This is a genomic window from Thioalkalivibrio sp. AKL7 (assembly GCF_000381705.1).
GTDB classification, from domain to species: domain Bacteria; phylum Pseudomonadota; class Gammaproteobacteria; order Ectothiorhodospirales; family Ectothiorhodospiraceae; genus Thioalkalivibrio; species Thioalkalivibrio versutus.
The window spans coordinates 178,296-203,357 of record NZ_KB906947.1 but is presented as its reverse complement, the minus strand read 5'-3'; the positions used below and the strand labels follow the sequence as shown (position 1 = coordinate 203,357).

At 61.9% G+C, this 25,062-nt stretch carries 16 protein-coding genes; 5 read left to right on the top strand and 11 right to left on the bottom strand.

The features are described from left to right. Positions 1 to 18: 18 nt before the first annotated feature. The 5 genes from G315_RS0100865 to G315_RS14690 all read right to left on the bottom strand — a co-directional run bounded on the left by G315_RS0100865 (position 19) and on the right by G315_RS14690 (position 3,376). On the bottom strand, positions 19 to 660 hold the full coding sequence (locus tag G315_RS0100865; RefSeq protein WP_019611695.1) for an outer membrane protein: 642 nt from the start codon (positions 658 to 660) through the stop codon (positions 19 to 21). Between the two features lie 296 nt (positions 661 to 956). Further along, positions 957 to 1,304, bottom strand: coding sequence for a hypothetical protein (locus G315_RS0100860; RefSeq protein WP_019611694.1), 348 nt, complete (start codon positions 1,302 to 1,304; stop codon positions 957 to 959). 185 nt (positions 1,305 to 1,489) lie between these two features. Continuing rightward, complete coding sequence (locus tag G315_RS14495) at positions 1,490 to 2,287, bottom strand: hypothetical protein (RefSeq protein WP_155986082.1); 798 nt, start codon at positions 2,285 to 2,287, stop codon at positions 1,490 to 1,492. Between the two features lie 9 nt (positions 2,288 to 2,296). After that, the gene (locus tag G315_RS0100855; protein ID WP_231370697.1) at positions 2,297 to 2,932 is read right to left on the bottom strand and encodes a hypothetical protein; all 636 of its coding nucleotides are present in this window, start codon (positions 2,930 to 2,932) and stop codon (positions 2,297 to 2,299) included. Positions 2,933 to 3,091: 159 nt separating this feature from the next. Further along, positions 3,092 to 3,376, bottom strand: a complete 285-nt coding sequence (locus tag G315_RS14690; protein ID WP_019611692.1) for a hypothetical protein — start codon at positions 3,374 to 3,376, stop codon at positions 3,092 to 3,094. 196 nt (positions 3,377 to 3,572) lie between these two features. On the opposite strand from G315_RS14690, the gene G315_RS0100845 reads away from it, so the two are divergent. Then, positions 3,573 to 3,809 carry a type II toxin-antitoxin system HicB family antitoxin gene (locus tag G315_RS0100845; RefSeq protein WP_018939056.1) on the top strand — a complete coding sequence of 79 codons (237 nt, stop codon included), beginning with the start codon at positions 3,573 to 3,575 and terminating at the stop codon, positions 3,807 to 3,809. Between the two features lie 743 nt (positions 3,810 to 4,552). On the opposite strand, the gene G315_RS0100835 is transcribed toward G315_RS0100845, so the two are convergent. Further along, positions 4,553 to 6,664 carry an AAA family ATPase gene (locus G315_RS0100835; protein WP_019611690.1) on the bottom strand — a complete coding sequence of 704 codons (2,112 nt, stop codon included), beginning with the start codon at positions 6,662 to 6,664 and terminating at the stop codon, positions 4,553 to 4,555. A 420-nt stretch (positions 6,665 to 7,084) separates the two neighbouring features. Between G315_RS0100835 and G315_RS0100830 the strand changes: the two genes are divergently transcribed. Together G315_RS0100830 and G315_RS0100825 are read left to right on the top strand one after the other, a co-directional pair. Beyond that, positions 7,085 to 12,181, top strand: a complete 5,097-nt coding sequence (locus tag G315_RS0100830; RefSeq protein WP_019611689.1) for a glycosyltransferase — start codon at positions 7,085 to 7,087, stop codon at positions 12,179 to 12,181. Beyond that, positions 12,178 to 12,756, top strand: coding sequence for a hypothetical protein (locus tag G315_RS0100825; protein ID WP_019611688.1), 579 nt, complete (start codon positions 12,178 to 12,180; stop codon positions 12,754 to 12,756). The genes G315_RS0100830 and G315_RS0100825 overlap by 4 nt, the downstream gene beginning before the upstream one ends. Before the next feature lie 378 nt (positions 12,757 to 13,134). Here the strand turns inward: G315_RS0100825 and G315_RS0100820 are convergent, their stop codons facing one another. From G315_RS0100820 to G315_RS0100810, 3 genes are read right to left on the bottom strand one after another with little or no spacing between them, the layout of a single operon-like run. After that, entirely contained in the window at positions 13,135 to 13,803 is a 669-nt protein-coding gene (locus G315_RS0100820) for an SOS response-associated peptidase (protein WP_019611687.1), read from the bottom strand. Positions 13,804 to 13,814: 11 nt separating this feature from the next. Beyond that, positions 13,815 to 15,065 (bottom strand): ribonuclease H-like domain-containing protein, encoded by a 1,251-nt coding sequence (locus G315_RS0100815; protein ID WP_019611686.1) that lies wholly within the window; start codon positions 15,063 to 15,065, stop codon positions 13,815 to 13,817. Further along, on the bottom strand, positions 15,052 to 17,487 hold the full coding sequence (locus G315_RS0100810) for a DEAD/DEAH box helicase (protein WP_019611685.1): 2,436 nt from the start codon (positions 17,485 to 17,487) through the stop codon (positions 15,052 to 15,054). The genes G315_RS0100815 and G315_RS0100810 overlap by 14 nt, the downstream gene beginning before the upstream one ends. Positions 17,488 to 17,592: 105 nt before the next feature. Here G315_RS0100810 and lexA point away from each other — a divergent pair, with 105 nt between their 5' ends. Together lexA and G315_RS0100800 are read left to right on the top strand one after the other, a co-directional pair. Further along, positions 17,593 to 18,240: a transcriptional repressor LexA gene (gene lexA / locus G315_RS0100805; RefSeq protein WP_019611684.1), complete on the top strand. Its 648-nt coding sequence runs from the start codon at positions 17,593 to 17,595 to the stop codon at positions 18,238 to 18,240. A 137-nt stretch (positions 18,241 to 18,377) separates the two neighbouring features. Next, complete coding sequence (locus G315_RS0100800) at positions 18,378 to 18,668, top strand: nucleotidyltransferase family protein (protein WP_026338794.1); 291 nt, start codon at positions 18,378 to 18,380, stop codon at positions 18,666 to 18,668. Between the two features lie 21 nt (positions 18,669 to 18,689). On the opposite strand, the gene G315_RS14685 is transcribed toward G315_RS0100800, so the two are convergent. Both G315_RS14685 and G315_RS13670 read right to left on the bottom strand, forming a co-directional pair. Continuing rightward, complete coding sequence (locus G315_RS14685) at positions 18,690 to 21,851, bottom strand: site-specific integrase (protein WP_231370696.1); 3,162 nt, start codon at positions 21,849 to 21,851, stop codon at positions 18,690 to 18,692. Beyond that, positions 21,851 to 24,514: a hypothetical protein gene (locus tag G315_RS13670; protein ID WP_019611681.1), complete on the bottom strand. Its 2,664-nt coding sequence runs from the start codon at positions 24,512 to 24,514 to the stop codon at positions 21,851 to 21,853. The genes G315_RS14685 and G315_RS13670 overlap by 1 nt, the downstream gene beginning before the upstream one ends. Positions 24,515 to 25,062 lie beyond the last annotated feature (548 nt).

Below are 25,062 nucleotides of genomic sequence, written 5' to 3'. Positions count from 1 at the left end.
AATGCGCGACTCGAACCGTCAGAACCGGTAGCCAAGACCGAATTGCACACGAGTCGCACCGGGGTCGATCTCCAGGTCGCCATACGACTCGCTGCTGTAGGCGGTGTAGGACACCTCGCCCCGCATGAACCATCCGGTATCACGCTGCACTTCCACGCCCGCCCCGATTCGAGGGCCGCTGATACGGTCGGTATCCGAGCCATTCACGAAGCCCGGACCGCGCACGCTGCTGCGGACTTCCGTTTGCTGATAGCCCAAAAGACCGTAGACGAGCACGCTGTCGCTCACTAGCCCGCCGATACGTCCGGTGACTCCGTAGCTGTGCCGGGCCTCGACACCGGCGGTGCCTTCGCCGTCGATCGACACCGTGGCATCCGCGTCCTCAGCCTGGGCGTCGATTTCGATTCCGCCGTAGACACCTCCATCGGATACGCCTCCATAGCCGGCGAAGATCCCGCCGGTCACTCCCGTACCGCTCAGCCCGGAGAGGCTGCCGACTCCACTCACAGACGCGTCGATATCGTACGAGGCCCCTCCAATCTGGCCACCGACGTAGCCGCCATTGAAACCCGACGCCTGCGCGGTCCCAACGCCAAACATCGCTGCGAACGCAGCAACGGCAAGGATGTTTCTATGCATGTTCATTCTCCCCTTGGTCATGATCGGCCCCTCTCGGGACCCGAGACCGGGAGAATGCGATAGCGGGGCGTCAAACCCTGACGCCCGGGATCCGCCCTGTTAACACTCGATCTGCCAGGGAACCCGGCCACCCGCGTTGCACATCTCCTACGGCGCGGCCGAAGTCGATTTCCCCGGCACGCGTCCGACACTCACCCGCGAACCTCCACCCCCGCCGCCGATGGAGAAATCCGTTGTTCATTTTTGGTACCCGCCCACCCGGACAAGAAACGGACAAGCCAGTCGCATCAAGCCCTATCTAACGTGCCACTGAACGATCAAGCCCTATCTAACGTGCCACTGAACGGCCACCGATCAGGGCGCTCGATCCATGCTCCAACGACGCGGCAGGCCTGACCGTCATCAAGCAGCTCTACCTTTTCGAGCAGTAGCGAGAATTCCGTCCGATCATTGCCAGGAGGATAGCGCTCGTACTCAGCGACTGCCTCCGCCGAGAACCCCTCTCCCTCAGGAAGCTTGGTTGCCGTGCCGCTGACATGAAAAACGCCCCAATCCAAGTCATATCCTCGCAGTCGAAAGCCAACCTCGCCCGAACGCACGATTAGTTCTTTGAACGCCATTTCAAATTCGCTGTCTTCAACCTCGACTTCCCCAGAGAACCTCATACCACCCCCTTTATTTATGATAGAACCCCACATACCGCCTTTACGAGCGACCAAAACCCGTCCAACAGCAAGGCTCAGCCCGGGACCTGAAGACCGCGAGCGCACCCCTCGCAAGCTCCACAGCCGGGACACAGGCAAGTTCCTCCGAGGGCTACTCGCTCCTGCATCCACCCCCCGTGGCGTTGCTATACTGAACACCCAGACCGCGAAAAGAACGCATACAAAAAATATTCACTCTCTTCGCTCTCTTCGCTCTCTTCGCCCTCTTCGCTCTCTTCGCTCTCTTCGCTCTCGTTATATTCGCTAAACAGTTCCTTCCAAGGGAGCTTCTCATAACCACCCACTGGATCCACAAGCCCGGAAAGAGCGTCACCGAGATCTTGCCAACTTCGCGCCCACTTTCCTTTGGGTACACGACCCGGTGAGTCTGTTGTTCTTGAACCGAATTTCCCACCCCACCACTTAGCCAATTGATAGTCGCAAGTCAAAGCCACAATCAATCCAACATCACTCTCGAGCTTATCGAGGACCTGCGCTCCGTCGTTGTTTTCTTTAATAAAACTGAACTCGTTTATTCGATCGATATCTCGTGTCAGCGAGTCTGCGGTACTCGTGTTGTGCAAACGCTTGGCCTCTACAAGGAGCCTACCCTCCAGTTGCTCGCGGCAGCCCCAAGTGACCACCAGATCCAACCGACGATTCTTCGCCGACTGGGGCTCCCTTTGGTTCTCCCCAGCGGTAAGCGGTGTTGATGGTGCTTCTGTATAAGCCTGAAAGAAATAGCCGGAGCACCCCTGGCATCTATTGGTTTTTGTGCAGGCCGAGCCTGATCGATCCTGCAGAACGCGGATCAGTGCCGAAATCGCGTTGCTCTCGCCGATCCCATTGTTCCCGAAAGCCGGCCAATACCAGCGCAGACCCTCCCACAACTGGCATGCTGCATCCTTCGCCAGTTTCTCCACGGGCTGCCCCATCACTTCCATACCACCCCCTCAACCAAGCGAACTCCAAAAAACACCGGTCCTCATCGGTTCCCGATCCGCGACCGCAAGCGGTGCGGCCAGAACCAGAGCGGACTCTCTGGGAATATTGCGCCTTACGGACTGGGCAACGACATCCACAGTCCCCGGCGTCACGGTGTCGTCCACCGGAAGCACCACCATAGCCGAGCACGCCGGACCATGCTCACTCACTTGTCCGGCAAGAATCTCTTGAACATCGTCCAGATCGCGTTGCCCCCTGGGGCGCTGGCATTCGGCTATAAGACCCATCCCGTCTGTCATGGGAAGCACCGAGAACACGTCGGCGGCATCTATACCCATCATCCCCGGGGAGACCGCCCACTTGAAAAACCGAACCACTTCCGAGGAATGGGAGAACGGGAAGCGGATCCTCTTGGCATTCTGTGCATGCCCGTCAAGGTAGATCTCGGCGACTGAGCCATCCTTGTCGTCCTCTACGTGGAGGCTCAAGGCGGCATTCGTTTCACGTCCCATCACGCCCCGCCCGTCTGGCAGGTTGCCGGGATAGCCCTCAAGGACCGCGAATGGCCCGCTTCCAGGTTGCTGGACCCATAGCGTCCAACCGCCATCGCCATGCTCTACAACGCGGCTCTCGAAATCTTCCACTTCATCCCCCCTTTGATCCATTCCAACCACCCAGAAGCCATCCGAGAACCCACTGCTTGGTTCACAGGCGGCCGCGTACGTGGGGGCGCTACCCCGTTCCACTCCCGAACCAGGGACCGTCGTTCGTGGGTTCAGGCATTTGCCACCTGCCCACCCTAATCAGTCGATCTGGCGCAGGATTCGACTATCCGTTCCGCCAATATACGTGGGTGCCGCGCCCGGTCCCTCTTCTACCGTCCCCAGGATCCGTCCGTCCGGGGCACGAATGTACGTCGGCCCGAACCGCTTTTGGTCGACGTATCCCGTGATCCGGCTATCCGCCTCGCGGATCAAGGGCTGGCCCACGTGGTGACTATTGCCCGAGGGGAGCGTCGGAGTCGTGCAGCCTGCAAGCAAGGCCAGCACAAGCGGGGCAATACCCCGGGCTAGGCGCTTCGTCTTCATTGGCCTCGTGCTACGGCTGAATGCCTTCCCAGCATCTCACCCCAGTGCGTCGTTTTCTGTCGCCCAGGTTTTGTATCGTGTCGTATCGGGTGGAACGGAATCCCCCCCGGGCCCGCGACCGCCCTTCAAAATCCGCCTCGTGGGTCACCGGAAAGACAGCCTTATCGACGGTTGACGCAAGACCAGGAGCATTGCCATGAACGCACAGCATTACCCTGTCCGCATCGAGCGCGACGCCGCTGGACGGTACCTCGCCACCTGCCGTGACGTACCGGAGGCGCTCACCGACGGCGCTGAACGTGATGAAGCCAAGACCGAGATGGCCGATGCGCTGATGGTCGCGCTCGAGGGCTATCGGCTTGATGGGCGCCCGCTGCCCCCGGCTTCGCGCCCGGAACCGGGCGAAGTGCTGATCCGCGTGAAGGCGGATTGATTGCCTGAACGCAGGCCTAATCGTCTTTGGCAACGAGCGGGCACAGAACTGCGCCGCTCAACCACAACCCCTCTATTCGCCAATTTCACGCTCAAAGAAGCATTCGTGGGGGTCAACAATCTCGCCCCTAGGGCCGAATGCTTGGGAGTAGTACCGGAGAGTTCGATTCCATTCCGCAACGATCACCCCGGTGACTGATGCGGACGGCCATACGGCGTTGTGGACGCGGATTCGGTTGGTCCACTGATCAGTCAACCTCTTCCGATCCCCTCCGTGCCCCCAATCTCCAGGCTCAGCCGACCATTCAGCACAGACCACCAGAATCTTTAGAGGTGCGTGAAGGCATGCAAGTTTGCGCATCTCGTGCCCGGCGGATCGAGCATTGTTCTCTGACTCAACGAAAACGATGGGAACTGCGTTACCAGAAGAGTCCACTTCACACAGGGTGTAATCGACTCTGAATTCCTCTTTCTGGAACTGAAGCCCCATCTTCTTCGCCACTTCCGGGAGGACGTGGTCTTCATACCGTTTCGTCCTGGCAGCACTCCCCTTCCAGGCCTCTCGGAACTCGTCGGACCTCATCCCTTCAAGTGACTTCTCGAACGCCGTACGAAACTCTCTCCAAAACCCAATAATCGGCCGCATACCATCCCTTTCTGTGTCACGTCCATCTCAAGCATTCGCACCCTTCGTGTTACAAGGGGAAGAATCCCCAAACGAATCGGCAAACCAGCGTAGAAAACTCAGAGAAACCCAGATTTCCTTCCCTCGACCCGTCCTTTCGAGGCGCTCTCACGCTCCAAAGCGTCGACGAGCGTTTTCGGCTCGAAACAATGCCCGAGGTTACAGGCGCGCCGGAACAGCATCGCGAAGTCGCCGGGGGCCAGATTCTCCAGCCGCCCGATCCGTTGTCGCAGGTATCCCGCTTGCCCGGAGTCTGGCACGGCAAGGGAGAGTGCTTCCAGAAGGTTCAAAAACAGCGCCCAGCGCCGCTCGGGACTCGGGTATTGCAGTTCGATCTTGGCGTCGAAGCGCCTCATCACCGCAGCATCGAGTCGGTCGAACGCGTTCGTTGCGCATACGAAGATCCCCTGGAACTCCTCCATGCGCGTCAGGAGTTCGTTGGTCTGGGTGACTTCCCAACGATGTCGAGCACCGTCCCGATCGGTGAGAAAGCTGTCGGCCTCGTCGAGGAACAACACTGCGCTCGATTCCCTCGCCTGCTCGAACATCTCGGCGATGTTGGCCTCGGTCTGTCCGAGAAACTGGGCCAGCAGGTCGGATGCACGCTTCAGGATCAACGGCGCATCAAGCTCCTGCGCCAATGCGCGGACGAGCTCGGTCTTTCCGGTTCCCGGTGGGCCGTAAAGCAGTAGACGCCCGCGGCCACTGCGCTGAAGACCCTCGAACAATTCCTCCAGGTCGGTGCTGGCCTCGAGGGCGTCGCGCTTCCACGGGAGCGTTTCCGGCGGCGCCTTCGGCAGAGCTGCGAATCCCTGTACGCCGAGGTGCTGATCGATCTGGTCCCTGAGAAATGATTCCGTCGTCGCGATGTTCGAGCCGGATGTTCCCATGCAGCCCAGGGCCGCCACCTGCCGCATCATTGCCGGAGTGACTGCGCGATGGTGTGAAAGGGAGTCCTCGAATTCCGCCGATATCGGGACCCCCTCGAAACAATGACGGACCATCAGGCGCCGTGTCTCGGGGCCGGGGGACCGAAACTCCCTGACGTAGGTGAATCGGCGCAAGTACGCCGATTCGATCTGAAACGTCGAATTGGCGACCCAAATACTGGGTACAACGCTTGCCTCAAGCCTCGAGTTGATCCAGGCCTTGCCCACTTTGACGCCGCCGCGCGACCAAGCGTGGGGGCCCTGGTCCCCGGACATGGTGAAAACATCATCCATATCGTCGAACAGCAGCAGCGCGTTGCGTTCCTGGCCATAGAGATTTTGAGCCAGGGACCAACGGCGAAGACGCTGTAACGGTCCGATGGGTTCGCCATCCGGCTCGCAGTGGGCCACTTCAACCAAGGATATCCCGACCTCCTGCGCCAGGAGCCGAACGAACTCGGTCTTTCCCGTGCCGGGCCCACCATAGAGAAGGATGTTGACGGCCTTGCCGCCCCGTTGCTGGCTCTCCCGGATGATCTGGACCAAGCGGTGCAATTCACCTTCCAGATGCGGGATGTCGCTTACCGTGATTTCCGGACTCGGCGTACGCGTATAGAACCACCGAAGAAGGTCCTCGACCTCCGCGACGTCTTTCGCTAGCTCCTCGTGCATCCGACCTCGAAGCTGAAACTGCAACTCGTTCGCGCGCCCGAGGCTGGGACCGAACGCGCACACCAGCCCCGTCTCAAAGAGGCGCCCACTTTCATCCAGGCCGTCGCGGACATCCCGCGTGGGAACTCCGAGCAACCGACCAAGAATGTAGAAGCCGCGGCCCGAACGTCGATCCAGATAGGCGTCCAGTGCCTCGTACAGATCGCCACTAAGCTGGATCAGCGCCAACGCGCCCAACAACCGAATCTCAACCGGGCTGAGGCTTAACCGTTTCCCCAATCGCTCCAGGTTGGTTCGCATGGGCTCGGGAAAGTCGCCGCCAACGCCTCGGTCCAGGAGGTCCTGAATCCTGCGCTCGGTTCCGGCTTCGCTTTGTACATCCGAGCCTTCCGGTGCTCCCTCTCCTTCAAGGCCACAGGCCGCCAACAACGAAGGACTGACGTCGGACAACGACACATGCGTGTGGAACTGGAGGTCGTGCAGGACACGCAGACACCACAAGCGTATGAGCGCGTCCATCTCCGCCATGTCGTCGGTGTGCTTCGGATCGAGGCAGGCTACTGCGGCCACGAATATCTCCTGTCTGGGTGCGATTCGATCGTCGACCCAGCAGGCGACAGCTTTTGACGCTCGGGTAGAAATCACATGGGATGTCCCCGAGACCGTACTGGAGCAACGCGCCGTTTTAGGCGCGATATCCTGTCTACTACCCCGGATTAAGTCCACGCATGAATAAAGGGTTCCGGGTGGTGTAGCTATCGGTATTCCACCAGGCTCCAACACAGTGCTTAAGACTTCCCAGAGAGCAGGTCGACACTTTTTGACAGCATGAGACATTCAATTTGTAATTGCGCACCAGTTGCCTGCCTGCAAACGGAAGGCTCTCTCGGCCATAGGGGTATGGCGGATTAGACGCACTGGATCTGCCATTAGATCGCCATGCTCTCCCGAAGGGACGGCACACAAATTTCGTCCTTTCTCGGAGGAACCATGCCCAGACCGGCCATCGTCGCCATGGTGGCGACACGCGCGCGTGAGTATTTTCTGCTAAATCGCGCTTTGCCCTCCATACAATCCCAGTCGCGCCTCGCCGATGCGATCATTGTGATCGACGACGGCAAATCACCGGATCTCGGTAGTCGGATGACCGCGGCTGTCCCGACCGCCCAATACCTGCGCAATCGCCGCACTCCGGGGCTTTCCGGCGCATTGAACACCGGGCTCGATCATCTCGCGCGCATTACACCCGACCCGGCTGCCATCGTCGTCGCAATACTCGACGACGATGACGCATGGCTGCCCGAGCATCTCGTCGCGATAGAGGCACGCATCCGCGAAGGTGCCGAGGTTGTCGCAGTTCCCTTTCTGCGCGTCGAGGCGGGGAGGGACACGAGCCGAGTGGACCCCCCCACTTCGGTGTCTCCTGACCTTTTCATGGAACGCAATCCAGGCATTCAGGGCGCCACTTTCGCCGCGCGACTCGACATCCTGCTCGAAGCTGGAGGGTTCAACGAGGCCCTGCAAAGTTGCACAGACAGAGACCTGTGGATCCGCCTCTGCCGCCGAGCCGAATTGCGATATGCGACCACATCAGTGCCGAGCGTGCTGCACCACGCCTGCGCTGAGCGCCTTCGGCTCTCGTCGCCCGGCTCGGAGGCGAAACGTGCCGGATTGGATATGTTTGATCGCATTCACGGGCCAATGATGCAACCGGCGACGCGCGAGAAGCATCTCGATCGTGCAGCGCGCCTTTTCGACTGGCGCCCAACCTGCGCATCGGTTGAAGACGGGGCGACTTGTGCGCCGACGCCTCCTCAGGAGGCTGAAACACCACCTCTATTAGTTGGCATCATCGCCGACGACCGGCGTGTCTTGGCGCTGTCCCGGCTACTTGAGGACCTTGCAGACCGGGTCGAGGCAGAGGGGCTTGAGCCACCCGATGTGCTGCTACTGGAGAACCGGCCCGAAACGACCTCCGGACAAGCGCTTGCCGCCATGGTTTCGCAGAAGCGCGGGCGGTTACGTATCCATCTCATTGGACGGACTTCGCTCGAACGCCTTGCGGAAGCGGGCGAATGGCAGCCCGAGGGAAGCGACCTACGCGGTCGGCTGGCCATAGCCGATGCGCGAACGGCGCTGCAGTCCTGCCTTTATCACATGGCACTGAAACGACCAGGCTGCGCAATCTGGATTCTCGATGACGACATGCGGCTCGACCCCATCATTGCGCAAGCCTCCGGGCCAGTGCGCCAGACCCTTCGCCTCGGCCAGGCTCTGCGACGGATGCGAGCGACCGGAGCCGACATCGTCATCGGAAGCTACACCGGAGCGCCACCACTCCCTGCGGTCGCCAGCGTCCGGGGACAGCTCGTAGATCTTCTCGCGAACGTGCGCCGGCTTTCCTCCTACCCCGAGGAAGCGCCGGTTCCGCCGGCGGCGCCGCACAATGCCGCACTACGTGCCAGACGGCGCGACTACTATCATGATCTCTCTCGCATTGAGACCGACCGGCTTGAAACACCCTTCGCCCTAGAACCGATGCATCCCGACGAACGTTGCGGCGCGGCACTCGTACGGCTGGGGGCAATGATCCCGCGCATTCTTGCCGGCGAGGCCCCCCTTCGAACGTTGGTGGCTGAACCGGAGGAAATTGAAGCATTCGCACCAGCAGACGCCCTGCATCGTGGTGGAAACACCTTTATTTTCGACCCCGAAGCCCTTGCGGATTTGCCCAACCTGTCTCCTACAGTTGAAGGCAGGCCAGCGCGCCGGTCGGATATGATCTGGGCGTTGATGCAGAAACGACGCTTCGGTCGACACGTAATTTCGGTGCCATTCCCGGTGCGCCATGACCGAAGTAATACGCCCGCACCCGATGCGCTCGACCACTCCGGAATCGCCGACGATCTACGCGGTTTCGCAATATTCAGTGCCTTGCAGGACGCGGGCGAAAATTCGGTGCAGGTCGAGTTCCTCTGCGACAAGTACGAAGAGGAACGCCTTGCCGCCCTCCGCCTCTCATTCCACCGCGTCCGAGGCCTGGCGCGGGAACTTCTCGCATGGAGCCAGAACGCAGCTCCAAGGCATGCCCCACGTATCGCGCTTGCCGCGCAAGCCCGACAACTGCTCCAAATGTTTTCTCCGTACGAATTCACGCGCATCGAAACTTCGGTACGTGCGCTCGGGCCTGTTCAGGTTCGGGATTTCCTCGCCGGACTGCCCGCGTATATCGCCGCGCACGCCGAACGAATCCATCGCGCCATTGTGATCCCAAGCCTACTAATGGAGTCGCGTGTCAAAGCAGCAAGGACTGCGATAGTCCCCCATATCCAGGCTGAGGCAACGTTACGGTTGCTTGGACAAGGGTCGGAGGGCGTCGTGTTCACAGACGGTCGGACAATCTGGAAGCTCTTCGACTGCTGGAACGCGGAACAGGCAGCCAGAGCCACGCCGGTGCTGCAAGGACTGACCGATTCGCCCATTTCCGGAACGTCGTTGATTAAGCCCTTGGCATTGACGCGGACACGCTCAGGTTGGCTTCTGAGCCTGCCCTTCGAAGTGTCTCGACCCTGGACCGGCGGTCATGGCCCGGGGCTTGTCGAATTGGTCGCGGACTTGCACAGAGCGGGACTCGTCTGCCGCAACCTGCATCCAAAAAACCTGCGGGTAGCGAACGGCGCCGTCCGGCTGATTGACTACGGCGCGGACATGCTGCCAATCGATGATCCTGAAGCAATAAGTCTTGAGTTCCAGCGCATGTGCCGTCGAGCCTGGCTCTGCTGGCGATGGTGGTGGCGGGAGGACCTTGATCAACTGTTACGTCTTTCCCTGCACGAGGCGGATCTGCCGGAGCTTGAGGGCCATGAGAACCTGATCCGGGCCGTCCGTGAACGACTTGGCCTGAACCTGCCGCCCGACCCGACCATCACGCGCGCCTTGGCGTTGCGCCCGACACGGGTTCTCGATTACGGGGCTGGCAAGGGAAAGCAGGCCGCCACGCTCGCGCGGGCCGGGGCCGAGCTTATTGCATGGGACCCGGATCCGGATGTCGCAGCGCGACTGGATAAGCTAAAACCACTTGGCGTGCGCAGGACCATCTCCGCCGCAGAGGCTGTTGCAACGGGCCCATTCGATCTGGTGATCTGCCGGCGTGTTGCCTGTCTTATCGGTGACGCTGCGTTGGATACGGTCCTGCATGATCTGCGTGCTGCCCTCGCGCCGGAAGGGCGCGTGCTATTTGCGGTCTGTCACCCAGCTTACGCACACCGGGTGCGAGTGGCCGATGCCGAGCCCCTTACGCCTCCTTGCAATTGCGGCACAGCACCATGGACAAAGAGGGTGCATGCCACAGGGCGTGTCCTCCACGAGGTACACCGGAGCGAAAGGCTTTTACGCCGACGCCTGATGCGCGCAGGGTTACGCGTACTCGGCCGACATGAGCGCGTCCGCACCGAATTCGACCGCTTCGAGACCGTGGCGGACATACTCACGTTGGAGTTGACGTCCGCCCCGAAGCCGTCGGTGTCCCTGCTGATCAAGGCGTGCGCAATGGACGCCGAAGCTCTGGACCACCAAGTCCGTGACATCTTGGCCGCGCTGGAGGAACCCGCGGTGTTCCGCGAGACGGTTCTCGCACTCGACACACGCACTGATAACTTCCCACGAGCACACGCCGCCGGAGACCTCACCGCATTACGCGCAGCTGCAAAGCGCCTTCTTGCTGAGGGCGAGATCGACCGTATTGTGGAGGCACCCTCCTCGGCTGAGGCGCTACGCGCGCTCAACCACCGATGGTTCGGACTGGATCTGCCAGCCAGCCACAGTGCAGGTGGGGCGGCCACCGGCGCCCTGTTGGCCGGGTTCGATGCCTGCTGCGCGCCTCGTGTTCTCCATGCCGATCTCGATATGATGATCGCTCGCACTGACTCGATCCGTGACCCGATCCGTGAGTTGCTGGAGGCACTGGACGCGGATCCGAATGCGTTAACCGCAAGCTTTCCCATCGCACACGCCGAGAGCCGCCCATGGACGGCCGAGGGGCCGCGCGGCCCTTGGAGGGTCGAAAGCCGGCTCGGCCTCGTCTGCCTGGACCGCGTGAGGGCGATCCTCCCGCTCCCCAACGAGACCAAAGGTGGGGCGCCCAGCCTCTCATGGCATCGCGCCATGGACGAGGCCGTGCGGAAGGGTCAGGGTACCTCGCTACGTGGCGGCGACGGGCGAGATTTTTGCGTACATCCGCCGAATGCTCGAAAGATGGATATTGACGCGTGGGAAGAGGTGCGAGCCGCCGTCTCACGCGGCCGTGTTCCCTCGGTCCAACGGGGCAACATCGAGTGGACTGGATCACTGGCCGAATGGCGCCACCCGGAGCGGCACGAGCGCTTCGTCTTCATCATCTGCGGACGGAATGTAAGCCCGGAGCGATTCCGGCGCTGCTGGAATTCGGTGCTGCTCCAGGATCGTCGTGACTGGGGTGCAGTCGTGATCGACGATGCCTCAGACCCTTGGATCGCCGAGGAACAGCAGCGCATTCTCGCTCCCCACACGACGCAGACCAGTTTCATCGCGCGGCGTCGACGCGCCGGCCTGCTGGCCAACACGGTTTATGCTGTGCGCCATTTGTGTGCAAGGTCCGATCAGATAATGGTGACGCTCGATGCCGATGACCACCTGATCGGGCCCGATGTGCTGGACCATCTCGCCGAGGCCTATGACGCCGGATCCGATCTGACCGTAGGCTCCATGCTGCGCACCGACAAGAGCGCCGACTACACGGTGCGCCTGGAGGATCCCCGTCGCCATCGCGGCGGCAATGTCTGGCAGCATCTACGCAGTTTTCGTAAAGACCTCTTCGATGCCCTACCGGACGATGCACTGCGCCTCGACGGCGAATATGTCGAGATTGCTTCAGACTGGGCCTTCATGCTGCCGATGGTGGAAATGGCGCGTCGTCCGGTCTGGATCCGCAAACCCCTTTATCTGCATGAACCGGGAGAGGCTCGCGACCGGTCCCGCACCTCATGCCGGGAAGCCGTAATCACCAAACTGATCGCAAAGGGCGCACCGGGAAAGGAGACGGCTCGATGAACGACACGCCCCGTCGCCCCATAATCTCTGTCGTGGGAGATGCGCGCCTCTCCGATGACGATCCGCGCATTGCGATCGCTTATCGGACGGGTCGAAAGTTAATCGATCATGGCTTTGCGGTGATGACTGGCGGCATGGGGGGCGCCATGGATGCAGCGCTCCGAGGCGGACGGGAGTCCACGAATTGGAGTCCCGGATCCTGCATCAGTCTGCTTCCCGGCAGCAACTCTGACGCGCCCCAAGTTTCGGGCGCCGCAGACATTGTCATCCCAACCGGACTCGATCATGCCCGCAACCTCGTGGTGGCTCAGTCTGATGCAGTCATCGCCATAGGTGGCGGCGCTGGAACGCTCTCCGAGATCGCTTTCGCCTGGATCCACAGACGCCTTTTGGTCGCGGTCCGTTGCGAAGGCTGGAGCGGGCGACTTGCAGATGCACCGATCGACAGTCGAACGCGATACGAAGATATCCCGGACGATCGAGTTTACGGCGCCGACGACGCCGACGAGGCCGTCGCGCTCGTACGCCGCTTGCGACCCAACTACACGCGCCGGCACCGACGCATCGCCGGGTAAGGGCACCGGGTACCAGGCCCGACTTCAAGATATCGCCCATCGCCTGACGGACACTGACGGACAGCCCCTGATCCCGGGTCAGATCCAGCAGTGCTCGATGGGGTGCTCGGCACACACCCGGTAGCACGGGTGGCGCCAGAGATTCGGGAGCAAGGTTACTCAGCGTCTGCGCCCGTAGAAACTCGCGGCAAAGCCGATCGGCAGTCTCGCGAAACCATCGGGATACCGGTTACGGAGAGGGAATCACCGTCGACGCTCCAGCCAGATCGCCAAGCCCACAATAAATGCTGTTCCCACCGCAATGAGACCGATCAAAATATAGCTGCTCATGGTGCCTCCTGCGAGTGTGTAGGTAGGATCCCAGATTACGCCCGGGGATTAGGCTGGATCTACAGGATCAAGCACGGACCGATCGTCATTCGCCGGACGATTCACTCGGGTGGAAACTGGATACGCCCGCAAAGCGGAGGGCGGCATACGGCGAGCGATATGGCGGACCTGCTCACGCTCGGTGATCTCGGGATCCAGCCAATCCCATCGGCATTCCGCGTCCAGCGCGAGTGGCTGTCGGTCGTGGATATGCGCCAGGTGTTCGGACGCAGGCTCGGTGATGATCGCGCAGCAGGCCCCTCCGTCCGCGGTCGGCGCCCAGATGCCCGCCAGGAACAGCACGTCCTGCGTCGCGTCGTCGGTCAACGTGATGAAATGCGGCTGCTTGCCCTCTTCGGTCTTTTGCCACTCGTACCAGCCATCCGCCGGGACGATGCAGCGCCGATGCGCGAAGGCACTGCGGAAATACGGACTGCTCGCTACCTTCTCGGCGCGGGCGTTGATGGGCCGCGGCCCATCCGTTACCCGTTTGGGCCGGAACCCCCAGTGCATCGGCTGAAACGCGGCCGGCGTTTCCTCCCCCGCCCGAAAGGCCTCAATGTCGGTGCCCGGGGCAACGTTGTACCGAGGGGCGTCGAATCCCTCGTCCACCGGCACCTGGAAGTACCGCATGGCCAGCTCGCTGGTCGCGCTGTAGCGCGCAAATCGTCCGCACATTCGGTATCGCCTTACCGGGTAGCCGCCTCATGTCGCATTCGAAGTCTTTCTAGACGCCCATCGGCGCGAGGTCCAGGTTCCAGTTGCTCAGCGTACCGGAGCGCCCGCTCCCAGTCCCGGCGCTGGTGTTCGTGGTACTTGGCCAGCGCCTCCAGTGCCTCCTGAACGCCCCGCTCGGCCAGCGCTTCCCAAACGGGCACCGCCTGGTCGAATCGCCCCTCTCGCCGCCATTCGCGAGCGAGCCACAGCAGGCCCGGCGCCGACAGGCTCTTTTGGTGGCGTTCCAGCAGCCGCCGAGCCGCCGCGGGGCCATCGAGGCGCTCCATCAGGCGTGCTGCGCCCTCGACCGACGCCTCATGGACGTCGGGCTGCGCCAGGACGCTGGCCAGCGCCGGTCCCAGCAGCGTGAGGGAGAGGATGTCATCGGTGTTGTGCTGGACCACGCGCTCGAGATCCTCACTGCGCCCGAAGCTGAGATAGGCCTTCCAGGCCCACGGGGCCTCGGACCCCGGCAAGTCGTCCTGCCGGTCGAGGCCAAGCAGGCGTTCCTCGACGGTGCGCAGGCGACAGTCCGGCCAAGCGTGCCCGTACAGGCTACGCACCGGGTGAAGGAAATCGGTGTGCGCGGTCTCGGGGACATCGGGTCGGCGCTGCATACGGCGCCGATCCCGCAATAACGGCAGATCGAAGGTCTTGCCGTTGAAGCTGACCAGGTGGTCGCAATCGCAAAGGGCCGCGTCCACGGCGGCCAGCAGCGCCCCCTCCCCCGCGAACGCGGTCATCAACCACTGGCGCAGGCGGACCTGGCCTCCCTCTAGCGTCGCCAATCCCACCATGAAGGCGACGGTGCCGGCACCGCCGGCGAGACCCGTGGTCTCGGTGTCGATGAAACCCACCCGCTGGTCGGATGACCAGAAAGGGCTCGCCGGTTCGCGGGCGAGTTCGAGCGTGTGGCGTCCATGGGCGTGGCTCGCCGCGATGATGCGATCGACCCGGACCAGATGCTCGTCGATGAGCTCGCCGTCCAGGCGCTTCGCCAGTTCATCGGGTCGAACGGCGGCACTGGAGGGTGGCGGGGTTGCGCGGGTACGCCCCGTTCCCGCGACGCCCATTCGGTCCAGTCGCGCCCGGATCTCGTCCAGCACGTTGCCGGATGCTGGTTCGGACGCCGGGGCGTGGGCCTCGGCTGAAGTTCGGCCGGGCGCCGGCGGTTGACTGCCCGCCTGGCGGCGCAGGGTGTTCAGCCGGTCATGCAGCCCCATGGGATTCCAGGCCTTCGAGGACCGTGATCGCGGCCTGTTTCGGCGAAAACCCGCGTACCTCGTCGCTCGAGAGGATCGGACCGATGCAGCCCGGACAGCCGTGGGCGCAGTCGCACTGCCGGATCAGGCTCAGTGCATCGCGGATGACCCGGTCCCGGTTGTCGAACAGCGGTGCCGACAGCCCGACACCGCCGGGATGGTGGTCATACAGAAACACGGCCGGGCGGAACCGGCCTTCCTGCTCCGGATCGCACTCGCCCCCATCGAGGGTGCGCAGCTGGCCGCGGCCGTTCGATCCTACGGTCGCAAACCAGCGCGCATCGCCATCGCCGACCGCCCGGCCCAGATCCTGCGGCTCGGACATCACCACCAGTGCCGCCACGTGGTGCATGGCGTAGGCCGCGCCGAGAAACCCGTCCAGGGCCTCGTGGCGGGATGCGAAGCGCTGCTCCAGGGCCTCGGGGGCCATCTGCCACCAGACGGCCGTGGTGTGCATCTCCTGGTCCGGTAGGTGGATGTTGCCGTAACCGATGTTCTCGTGGGTGTAGTAGCGGATCTTCTTGTAGCCCGGGATGCGCCGGACGATGTGGACCTCGCCACGGGCCGCCTCGCCTTGGCCGGCCGGGCTGCGCTCGAAGTCGTCGAGGATCTTGAGGCGCGTGTAGTCGATGGCGTCGGTGTAGTAGTCGGCGCGGGTGCGCGTGACGAACGCCTTGCGCCCGGTCCAGTCGAGGCGTTCGACCTGATAGGGCACGGCCTGCACCAGGTAGATCGCGCCCTCGTACAGCGTCTCGGCCGCACTGGAGAAGTCCACCTCGGCGATAATCTGTTGCTGGCCTTCGGTCGTATCCACCACCACGAAGTTGCCCTCGGCGACGGAACGCAGGCTGACGCTCTGGGCGGGATAGCTGTCCTCGGTCCAGTGCCAGGTGTCGGACTCGCGGTGCAGCACGCCCTGCTCTTCCAGGTAGGCCAGCAAAGACTCCAGGTCCTCGCCACCGAAGGTCTCGCCCTTCCGGAATGGCAGCTCGAAGGCGGCGCAGCGCACATGATCCAGCAGGATCAGGAGCTGGTCCGGCGCGATCCGCGCCTGCTCCGGGGACTGCCCCAAGAAGAACTCCGGGTTGCGGATGATGTACTGATCCAGCGGATCGGAACTGGCGACCAGCACGCCCAGCGACGGGCGGTTGCGCCGGCCCGCGCGGCCCAGGCGCTGCCAGGTGCTGGCGATGGTGCCGGGATACCCGGTCAGCAGGCAGACATCCAGGCTGCCGATGTCCACGCCCAGCTCCAGCGCGGAGGTGGCGATCACGCAGTCCACGCTGCCGCTTCTCAGGGCCTTCTCCGTCTGGCGCCGCTCGTTGGGCAGATAGCCGCCCCGGTAGGCAGCGACCCGCGAGGCCTTGCGCGGGTCGTTGTCGAACACGTCCTTCATGTAGCGGGTGATCACCTCGACCATCAGCCGGGTGCGCGCAAAGATGATGGTGGTGAGCTTGCCGCGCAGGGCCATACGCGCGATGCGCGTGACCTGGGATCGGGCCGAGGCGCGGATGCCGAGATCCGCATTGACCACCGGCGGGTTCCACAGCAGAAGATGGCGCTCCCCCGCCGGTGCCCCGCTCTCGGTGATCGCCGTGACCGGCTCGCCGATCAGGCCCGAGGCGAGTTCTTCCGGGTTGGCGATGGTCGCCGAGCTCATGATGAACACCGGGTCCGCGCCATAGAAGCGACAGATGCGGCGCAGCCGCCGCATGACGTTCGCCACGTGCGAACCGAACACGCCGCGATAGGTATGGGTCTCGTCGATCACCACGTACTGCAGGCTCTCGAAGAACTGGGCCCACTTGGTGTGGTGCGGCAGGACCCCCTGGTGGAGCATGTCCGGGTTGGTCACGACAATGTCGCCACGGGTGCGCACCGCCTTGCGGGCATCCCCCGGGGTATCGCCGTCGAACGTGTAGGCACGGACTCCCAGGTCCCCGGCCTCATTGAGCTCCATGAGCTCCGCGACCTGGTCCTGCGAGAGCGCCTTGGTCGGGAACAGGTACAGCGCCTTGGCCTTCTGCTCGCGGGCTGCCTGCAGCACCGGGAGGTTGTAACAAAGCGTCTTGCCGGACGCTGTCGGGGTCACGACCACCGTGTGTTGTCCGGCGCGGATCTGGTCCCAGGCGGCGCGCTGATGGCTGTAGAGCTGCTCGACGCCCCGGGATCGGAGCGCGCCGGCAATGGCCGAGTCCAGATCCACTGGCAGATCCGCGTACTGCGCGTGCCGCGCGGGCAGGACCAGCTCGCCCGTGATGCGCGTGGCGTAGCGTTCTTTGATGCGCTCGACCAGCCGCCGCGCACCCCCTTCTGCGACCGGGACTTCCGCGCGCAGCTCGGGTTCGGGGACTTCGGGGAGGACGCGCGCCGGTTCGGTCATGGCAATCTTCTCGCGGGAGCCGTACAGTGGCGATCATAGCCCGGAGAACAAAGGGAGAACAATGTTCTCTTGCCTGTGCGATCACGATCCTGGAGAACGGATGCCATGGAGGCACTGACCCCGCACCAGCGTCGCGTGCTCGAAGCCCTGCAGCGCTTCGCCGCCGAGGGCCATGCGCCGAGTCTGGATGAACTGGCCGAGACCTTGGGCCTGAGCTCACGGGGATCCCTTCACAAGCACATCCGCGCCCTGGAAGCGGCCGGCTATGTAAAGCCCGCCCGTGGCCGCCATCGAGGGATCCGCCTGGCTGATGGCCTGGAAGGGTCATTCCCGCCGGAAGACGAAGCGGCCGCAACGGGTTCCTGGGGTCCCGACACCCTGCCGCTTCTCGGACGCATCGCCGCCGGACAACCGATTGAGGCATTGGCGCATCCGGAACCCGTCGAGGTCCCTCAGGCCCTTCGCGGCCAAGGCGAGTGTTACGTCCTCGAGGTCAAGGGCGACTCCATGCAGGACGCCGGCATCCTGGACGGCGACTGGGTCGTGATCGAGTCCCGCAGCCACGCGAGCAACGGTGACGTCGTGGTCGCTCTGATCAATGGCGAAGAAGCCACGCTTAAACGGATCGAGCAGACGCCGGACGGCGTCCTGCTTCATGCAGAGAATCCGGCGTATAACCCACTGACCGTTGACGCGGAAGCACTCGAGATCCAAGGCGTGCTCGTCGGGCAGATGCGCCGATACGCTCCATGATGGAGTGCCCGTCTAACCGTATGAATGGGTCGGGAGACCAATCTGAAAGCGCATACGCCAAACAGCGGCTTATCCACCAGCGGCTGTCAGAACTCCAAGAGTTAAGCTGAGCCATAGGATTGACAGGTAATCGAGCCGTGAGACCATCAGTCGCACTCAGGCATCATCGCGCCGCGGTCCGGCAGATCGTCGAGCGGCACCACGCCAGGAACGCTCGCGTCTTTGGCTCCGTTCTCCGTGGAGACGACAAGCCAGGAAGCGATCTGGATTTGCTCGTCGATCCGACTGAAGAGACCTCTCTACTGGACATCGGTGCAATCCGCGTTGAATTGACTGAACTGCTCGGGGTGGAAGTCGACGTCGTCACCCCCGGCGCGCTTCCCGAAAAGTGGAGAGCCCAGGTGCTCGAGACAGCGCGAGCCGTATAAGCCAAAGGCCCGGACCACACGCTATGGCGTCAGCAGTGCCAGTTCTGGATGCTCGTCGTTCGCCTTCAGCATAACGAGTGCCCAACAAACCCCGTACACCCAGCGGTGCCGGCCAGCCTCGCCACTTCGTCGGTGCCGGGCAATCACAACGCCTTTTCGTTTCTCGGGGAGATTCTCCGCGAACGGCTCGGGATTGGCGTCACCAGACTCGAGTGCGACCGGTGCGCGCTGCGCCCAGTATTGATACTGCCCCATCGGCGTTTCTCGGCCTCCACCCTTACCTGAGAAATGCATGTATTCGAAGGCATCATCGAGCTGGATCTCTCGGAGGAACCGCACCCAAAGATCCAGCGCTGGCAAGGTCGCCAGGACAACGTCGAGCGGACCACTCGCCAGCTTCCCTGACAGAAAGATCCGAAGCAGCCGGGCGCGTTCTTCTTTGCCCCAGGCGCCTTTCACACCCAGGAGTAACTGGACCGCTTCCTTCGATAAACCCAGCCCCTGCTGAGTCCTGGGTGGAGCAATGATCCGTTCATGGCGCCCCGTGCGTGGTCTGCGAAAGTGCTCCGGAACGTCCGATATCCAGGCCCTCAACACATCGAGAGTGGGCCCTTGCCAAGGTCCCACGAAATGAACGACTTTTGAATCGTCCTGCGAAGCGCGATTCAGGTGGTCAGTTAAGGACAGAAGTGCTGCATGAGGATCACGCGGCGGGAGTAGCTGCTTGGGCTTTCCTGCATCCATGTCCGCGAGGACAGGGCTGCCGAGATGACGGTCCAGCATCCTTTCAAGCAGCAGTACCGGGTTCCCCGTTTGGAAGGTTCGCTCGCTTCGCTGAACATGCTTGAGAGACACACCCAGTATTCGAGCCACATCATGGAATTCGAGCGAGGGAAGCGCTCCCCGAACGGCTTGCCCCCAAACAAGATCCGTCAGATGAATGTAGTGATTCATCGTGATCTCGGTCGTCAGATGCCCCATCAAGGCACTGATCAGCCGCAGGCTGCGGCGCTGTACCGGGGAGTCGCCAAGGAGGGTTGTTCGTAACGTCGCGACGTCTTCAAAACCGATCAGGGGATCAAGCCGTTCGACCACCAGCGCATCATCGCGGTGCTCGTGCCGCCAAAACGCGAGCAGGAGCTGATTGGCGAACGAGTGCCGCAGGTGGTGATAACGCAACCCCCCATCTCCCGTCACCCGTATTAAGGCATCGGTAACTCGTTCCAGGTCCCGATCGAAGCGCCGCAGATTGTCGTTTTCCGCTCCCTTTTTTCGGGGACGGTCGAACAGCGGCGCCGTCGCAGGATCGCCACCTTCCGCGAGCATCGTTTTTCGACGCTCAGCCCACCACTTCTGCAGTCGATTCAGGTATCGCGCAGGCAGGAGCACGCCCAGTGGGACGACTCGGTGCGCGCTTGAGCTTTTGAGCCCCCGATTTCGGTTCGGTCGCACGACGCAGTCCCAGGCGGGTTCGCCATCAAGATCACCGATGAGCAGCCCAATCGCCTCAGAGCGCCGCAGGCCCGCGAAATACCCGAGACACGCGATCAAAACGAGGCTCTCCCGCAGCTCAGGATCCTCGGCGTATCGATAGTCCAACCAGCGTACCGCCCATTCAAACGCTCGCGGTTCGATGAAATTCGCATCGACAGCGTGGGGCTGGCGCCCGCGCACCGTGAAGAGACCCGCCGACGCAATGTCTGGTGCCCCGTGCGCGTTCCGCAGGAAATCATGAAAGCTCGCCAGAGCTGCGGCTAACCGCTTGCGCTTTGATAAGGTATCGACTGTTTCAAGGACTGCGGTGTAGACCTCCACGAAGTCGTCCACGCATTCGAACGTGGCCGGATCCTCGTTGCCGAGAAAGCCGGCGAGAGGGACGGCCAACGCATTGAAGCGATCGTAGGCCGTCTTGGGTTTCATGGGTCGGGCACCGGCACGACTCGAAAACAGCCAACGCTGGGCCCACTCTCCCATCCTCACGACACTCGGTGGTACCGAGTCAGGCCCAGAGCCCTCACCATTCGCTTGGCGTTCAAGCCAGGCCGCCACACGTTTCGGGTCCGCCGCCGATCCCCCACGGATTGCGCTTCCCAATTCGCGAATCCAGGGGCCCGCGGGCGGGGCAATTTGCCTGCCCTGGCTGTCAGAATCTTCACCAGCAGCCGGCTGTCCTACTGGCACTACGCCTTCAGAGTCAGCAGTGACGAGTCCTTCGCCCGAAGGCACCTGACCAGGCGGGAACTCTATTCGCTGAATTACTTCCGGCGACAACGATACGGAGTTATAAAAGCCCGTGGCGTACCCCATCAGGTGCGGCGAGACGTACAAGGCCAGGCGGGTTTCGACGAAGTCGCGCAATTCCGTCCAGTTGTCCGGAATCCGTAGGCTGGGGTCCAAACGCCGCAAGTAGGAACCAATCACGCGACTGAGAAACGCCGGGCTCCGCCCCTTACCAGGAGGCATCTCCGGCCAACCAACGTCTCTCCAGTGCATCACCACCGAACGCGTGATCGGATCCAGGTAATGCCGACGAATCACCGGTCGTTGGTTGTCGGGCAATGACCGCTCGACATCCAGCCAACGCAAGTGAGCCGGTGCATGTTTGAGCGAATCCGGCACCGCGGCAAGCCATGCTGGCTGAACCAGCCCACCGAACAAGAGGAACGAACCGAGAATCTGCCCCCAAGCCAGGCGCCCATCATCGAGGCCTCCTACATCGGCACCCACCCCCTCCACGAAACGCGCACACAACGGTTCGTACTGGACCATGCGCTCGAAGCTGTCAGGGCGAAACACCGGTCTTCCGGGCGGTGGGAGCGGAGCTGGAATGTCATACAGCGGGATTTTCCACACACACAATCGATTGCCGGCATCGAGCACTTCGGCGACCCGCCAGCGCGCGCGGAAAGAGGACCCCCGCGGGGCCGCTCGACGGACCGTGTCCATCAGGGCCACAAACTGTTCACGGGACCAGACCGACCTGGGAATCCGGTCTCGCCTAAGGACCTCCGGGTGATGCTTTTCGATGGCCGAAATGACTCTGCCAAGCGCCGAACCGGTATCCCGCGAAAGATCGTCGCGAGCGCACCAGAGATGATCCCTCTGGGCTAGCAGGTCTTCCATCGGCTCCACAAGATGACGCCAGAGCGAACAGACCCGCCGGGTTTCCGGTGCGTCAGACATCAGATCCGGACAACCTCGAATTTCAGGTGGTCCAGCATCCGATCCAGAATCGGTTCAACTTCATTCCGTAACCGCACCGGATCCATTGCCGAGTAGGCGGTCCAGGGCTCCTCGCCGTAATGCCAATGCCCCATCATCGTGTTGATGACCGTCGAGGGCACATCCAACTCCGTCAGATAGGTCCGATGAAAATGGCGTGCCTGGTTCTCAATAGGCCACGAATCCTTGCGCACTTGCTCGCACTGCTGTTGCAGGCTTTTCCCGGTCAACTCCACCGGACGCCACTCGTCCGCCGCCCCTTTTTCCCAAAAAAAGACCGACTTTCTGAGGTCCAGCGGGAAGCCCTCGGCCCCATACCGGCTCCGATCCCGGCTTTTGCTCGCCTTGATTTGAAGCACCGTTGGCATGTCCAACGAACCCGAAAGAAAGCTCCGTTGCAGCCAGGCGAGATAGATCTGCACCTGGTCGTACACCCGTTGCGGCAGCAGCGCGAGACGAGCGTGCAAACCGTCACCACGGTCCTTCTCTTGCAGGCATAGCGTCCGGGTCGGCCCATGGATCGCGGTGAGGTCTGGAATGGGGGTACGGATGGCGCGGGCCCCCGTTACGAGAACCAACGCCAATGCCGTGTAAAGGGCGAGCCGGTTATGGAACGTATACGCAGATCCAACGTGCGCGGCGGCGATCGAGTCGCGGACTTGCTGCAGAACATTGCTCATCGGCGTAATGCTTGGCGTCCGATCATCCCCAACCCAGCTTTTCTTTTTAGGGTCAATCGTTGCCTTTGTATCTGAATCCGCCGGGCATCGAGCCAGAACAGCGCCATTCCGTTGATCGACTGTTGGAAGTGCGATAGCGGCACCCAGATCATCCAGGACCTCTTGAAACCTCTGCGCGAGCTTCTCACGGTTAACGGCGGTGTAGAACTGGTGCGTAGCCGCGAGCGGATCTCTCTGGCCGAACAGCATTGAAGGCCCGATATGTTCACCTTCTTCGAGACCTCTGAACCAAGCCGGCAATACGGCCGCCATCCCGTCAAACGTTTGGTGCCGCTCCGACACGCCCATCCGGCCGAGTAAAGGCCGAACATGGCGGCCCCATACGCCTTCGTAAGTAGCCAGTTGATGAATGGCGAACGGCTTCCCGCCAATACTACCCGTCTTCCATCGAAGAACGCCCCAAGCATCCGGAATCACGACCGTTTTCGTGCTCGGCACCCACTCAGTCGCTGCCAGCCCCCGAAACCGACCACGCTCCGGACCCTCGTAGCTACGTACCCATACCCCAGAGGCTATGTCGATATTGAGGTTCGGCGGATGCTCATCTTCATCCGCGACCTTGACGATTCGAGCATTCCTGACAGTGTGTGCGAGCGTACCCGTGACCAGACACGCCGCGGCGAACTCCACCGCCCGACAAATCTCTTCGCCTTCAGACGCGGAGACAGCGCCGGGCAGTTCGCTGGAACGCGCCATCCTGTAAACGTCGTTCAGACCCGTAACGAGGCGCTTGATCTCAAGTAGCCTGGGCCGCGATCGCGCAACCCGGAGTCGCTGATTTTGGACCGCGATATGTCGTCCCCTGTGGGCAGCCTTCGCGAAGACTGTCGAAAGGTGCGGCAACGAGCCGAGATCCGATATGCCGGGATCAAAACCCAAGACATCCTCAATCGCAATCGCCGCGCCTTCTGGATCGCCGAACTCGGCAGGATCGATGGCCGCATCCAGCAGCTCATTGCGAGCTTCGGTCCCCGGAACGTAGAACCCCAGCTCGGTACCTGATTCTTTCCACAGTTGCACATCCTCTAGGCGCTTGAGGATGGACCAATACATGGCGTGGTGTGGGTACAGAAACTGGGCTGGCAGCCGGCCATTCTCAGTCCGTTTCCCACGCCTTTTCGGATCGCCGTCAGAAGCGTCGTCCGCAAATCCGTAGGCAATCGAAAGCAGGTTCCCGAACGCTTTGAGGTCCGAAGGCAATGATCGGTACGGTCCTTTGCCTTTGGCCTTGGCTTCACCGTTCTGCACCTTCTCCTCATACCAATCGGGAGAGGTTCGTTTGCCTTCGTGGATTACGGCTTTGGCTAAGGCGCGGGGTTCATGACAAACACCCTCAAGCCGCGTAAGCAGCCACTCCGTATGCCAATCATGGAGGTTCCGTATCAGCCGACCTGCGGCACGTCGCGGATTCCGAAGATCCTCCGTCTCCCTCCAATTCCTTTCGGCCAAGACTGATGCGACAAGGAGCTGAGCCTGCAGCCACGCATACGCCTCGGCTAGCTTGGAACTGGGATCCGGAGCCCAGAACTGAAACCACATCGCAGCCCAAACGCCATGCTCCGTGTACACGCCCTGCACGGCTGGGCGTATTCGATCGCCTTCCCGACTCCCGTAGAAATGTACCTTGTACTTGTCAACAAGACGTTGGTCCGACTTGAGCCCGTCCACTTCTCGAGCCCATCGGACAATCAGCTTCGTTCTGTGCCCGAAACGCTGTTCTAACAAAGACAGCTTCGGCTCGAGATTCACCAGGTTTTCAGCTACAAGCAACAGCCCTTCGAGCGTTTTGGGTAGCTGCAAATCGCTTTTGAAAGTGTCCTGAATCCGACATAGATCGGGTCCCAACCGTTGGGAGATCGCCTCAACGACCCGCTCATTAGCCACTTTCACTGGCCCGTTTTCTTGCCACTCGCTGCACCGTCTGCCTGCTTACCCCCAAGAAATCCGCGATCCCCTCCCGTGTGGGATCAACCCATATGAAACGCAGCCATTTCTCGTTCTGATCTGCAGCCTTTAGGTACCGGGAAATCGTCTCTTCGTCCGTTGGTGAGCCCAAGAGCGGACACACCAATTCGTCGAGCACCGCGACCATCTCGGAGTTCTGGAAGGAGGCCGATACGACCCACGTAAGACGGCCCGGATTGTCGGCCAATGCGCGGATAATTCGGTAGGTTCGGTGGCCCCCACAAAGGCTCATATCTGTCTGGTCAACAACTATCGGATGGAGTAACTCGAGCGTCGAAAGGTGTGGCGAAAGCTTCTGGATCGCGACCCTGATGGCTGCTTCTGGGAGTCGTGCTTGAGGGCTATTCGGTGGAACAACGATGCTGTCGAAGGGCACCTGTTTCCATTCAGGCTTGCGTCTCTGTGGCATGGGCTAGTCTGTGCTGAGTGGTGTTCACTCTAGAGTGCCACAATGGCACAGACTCGGG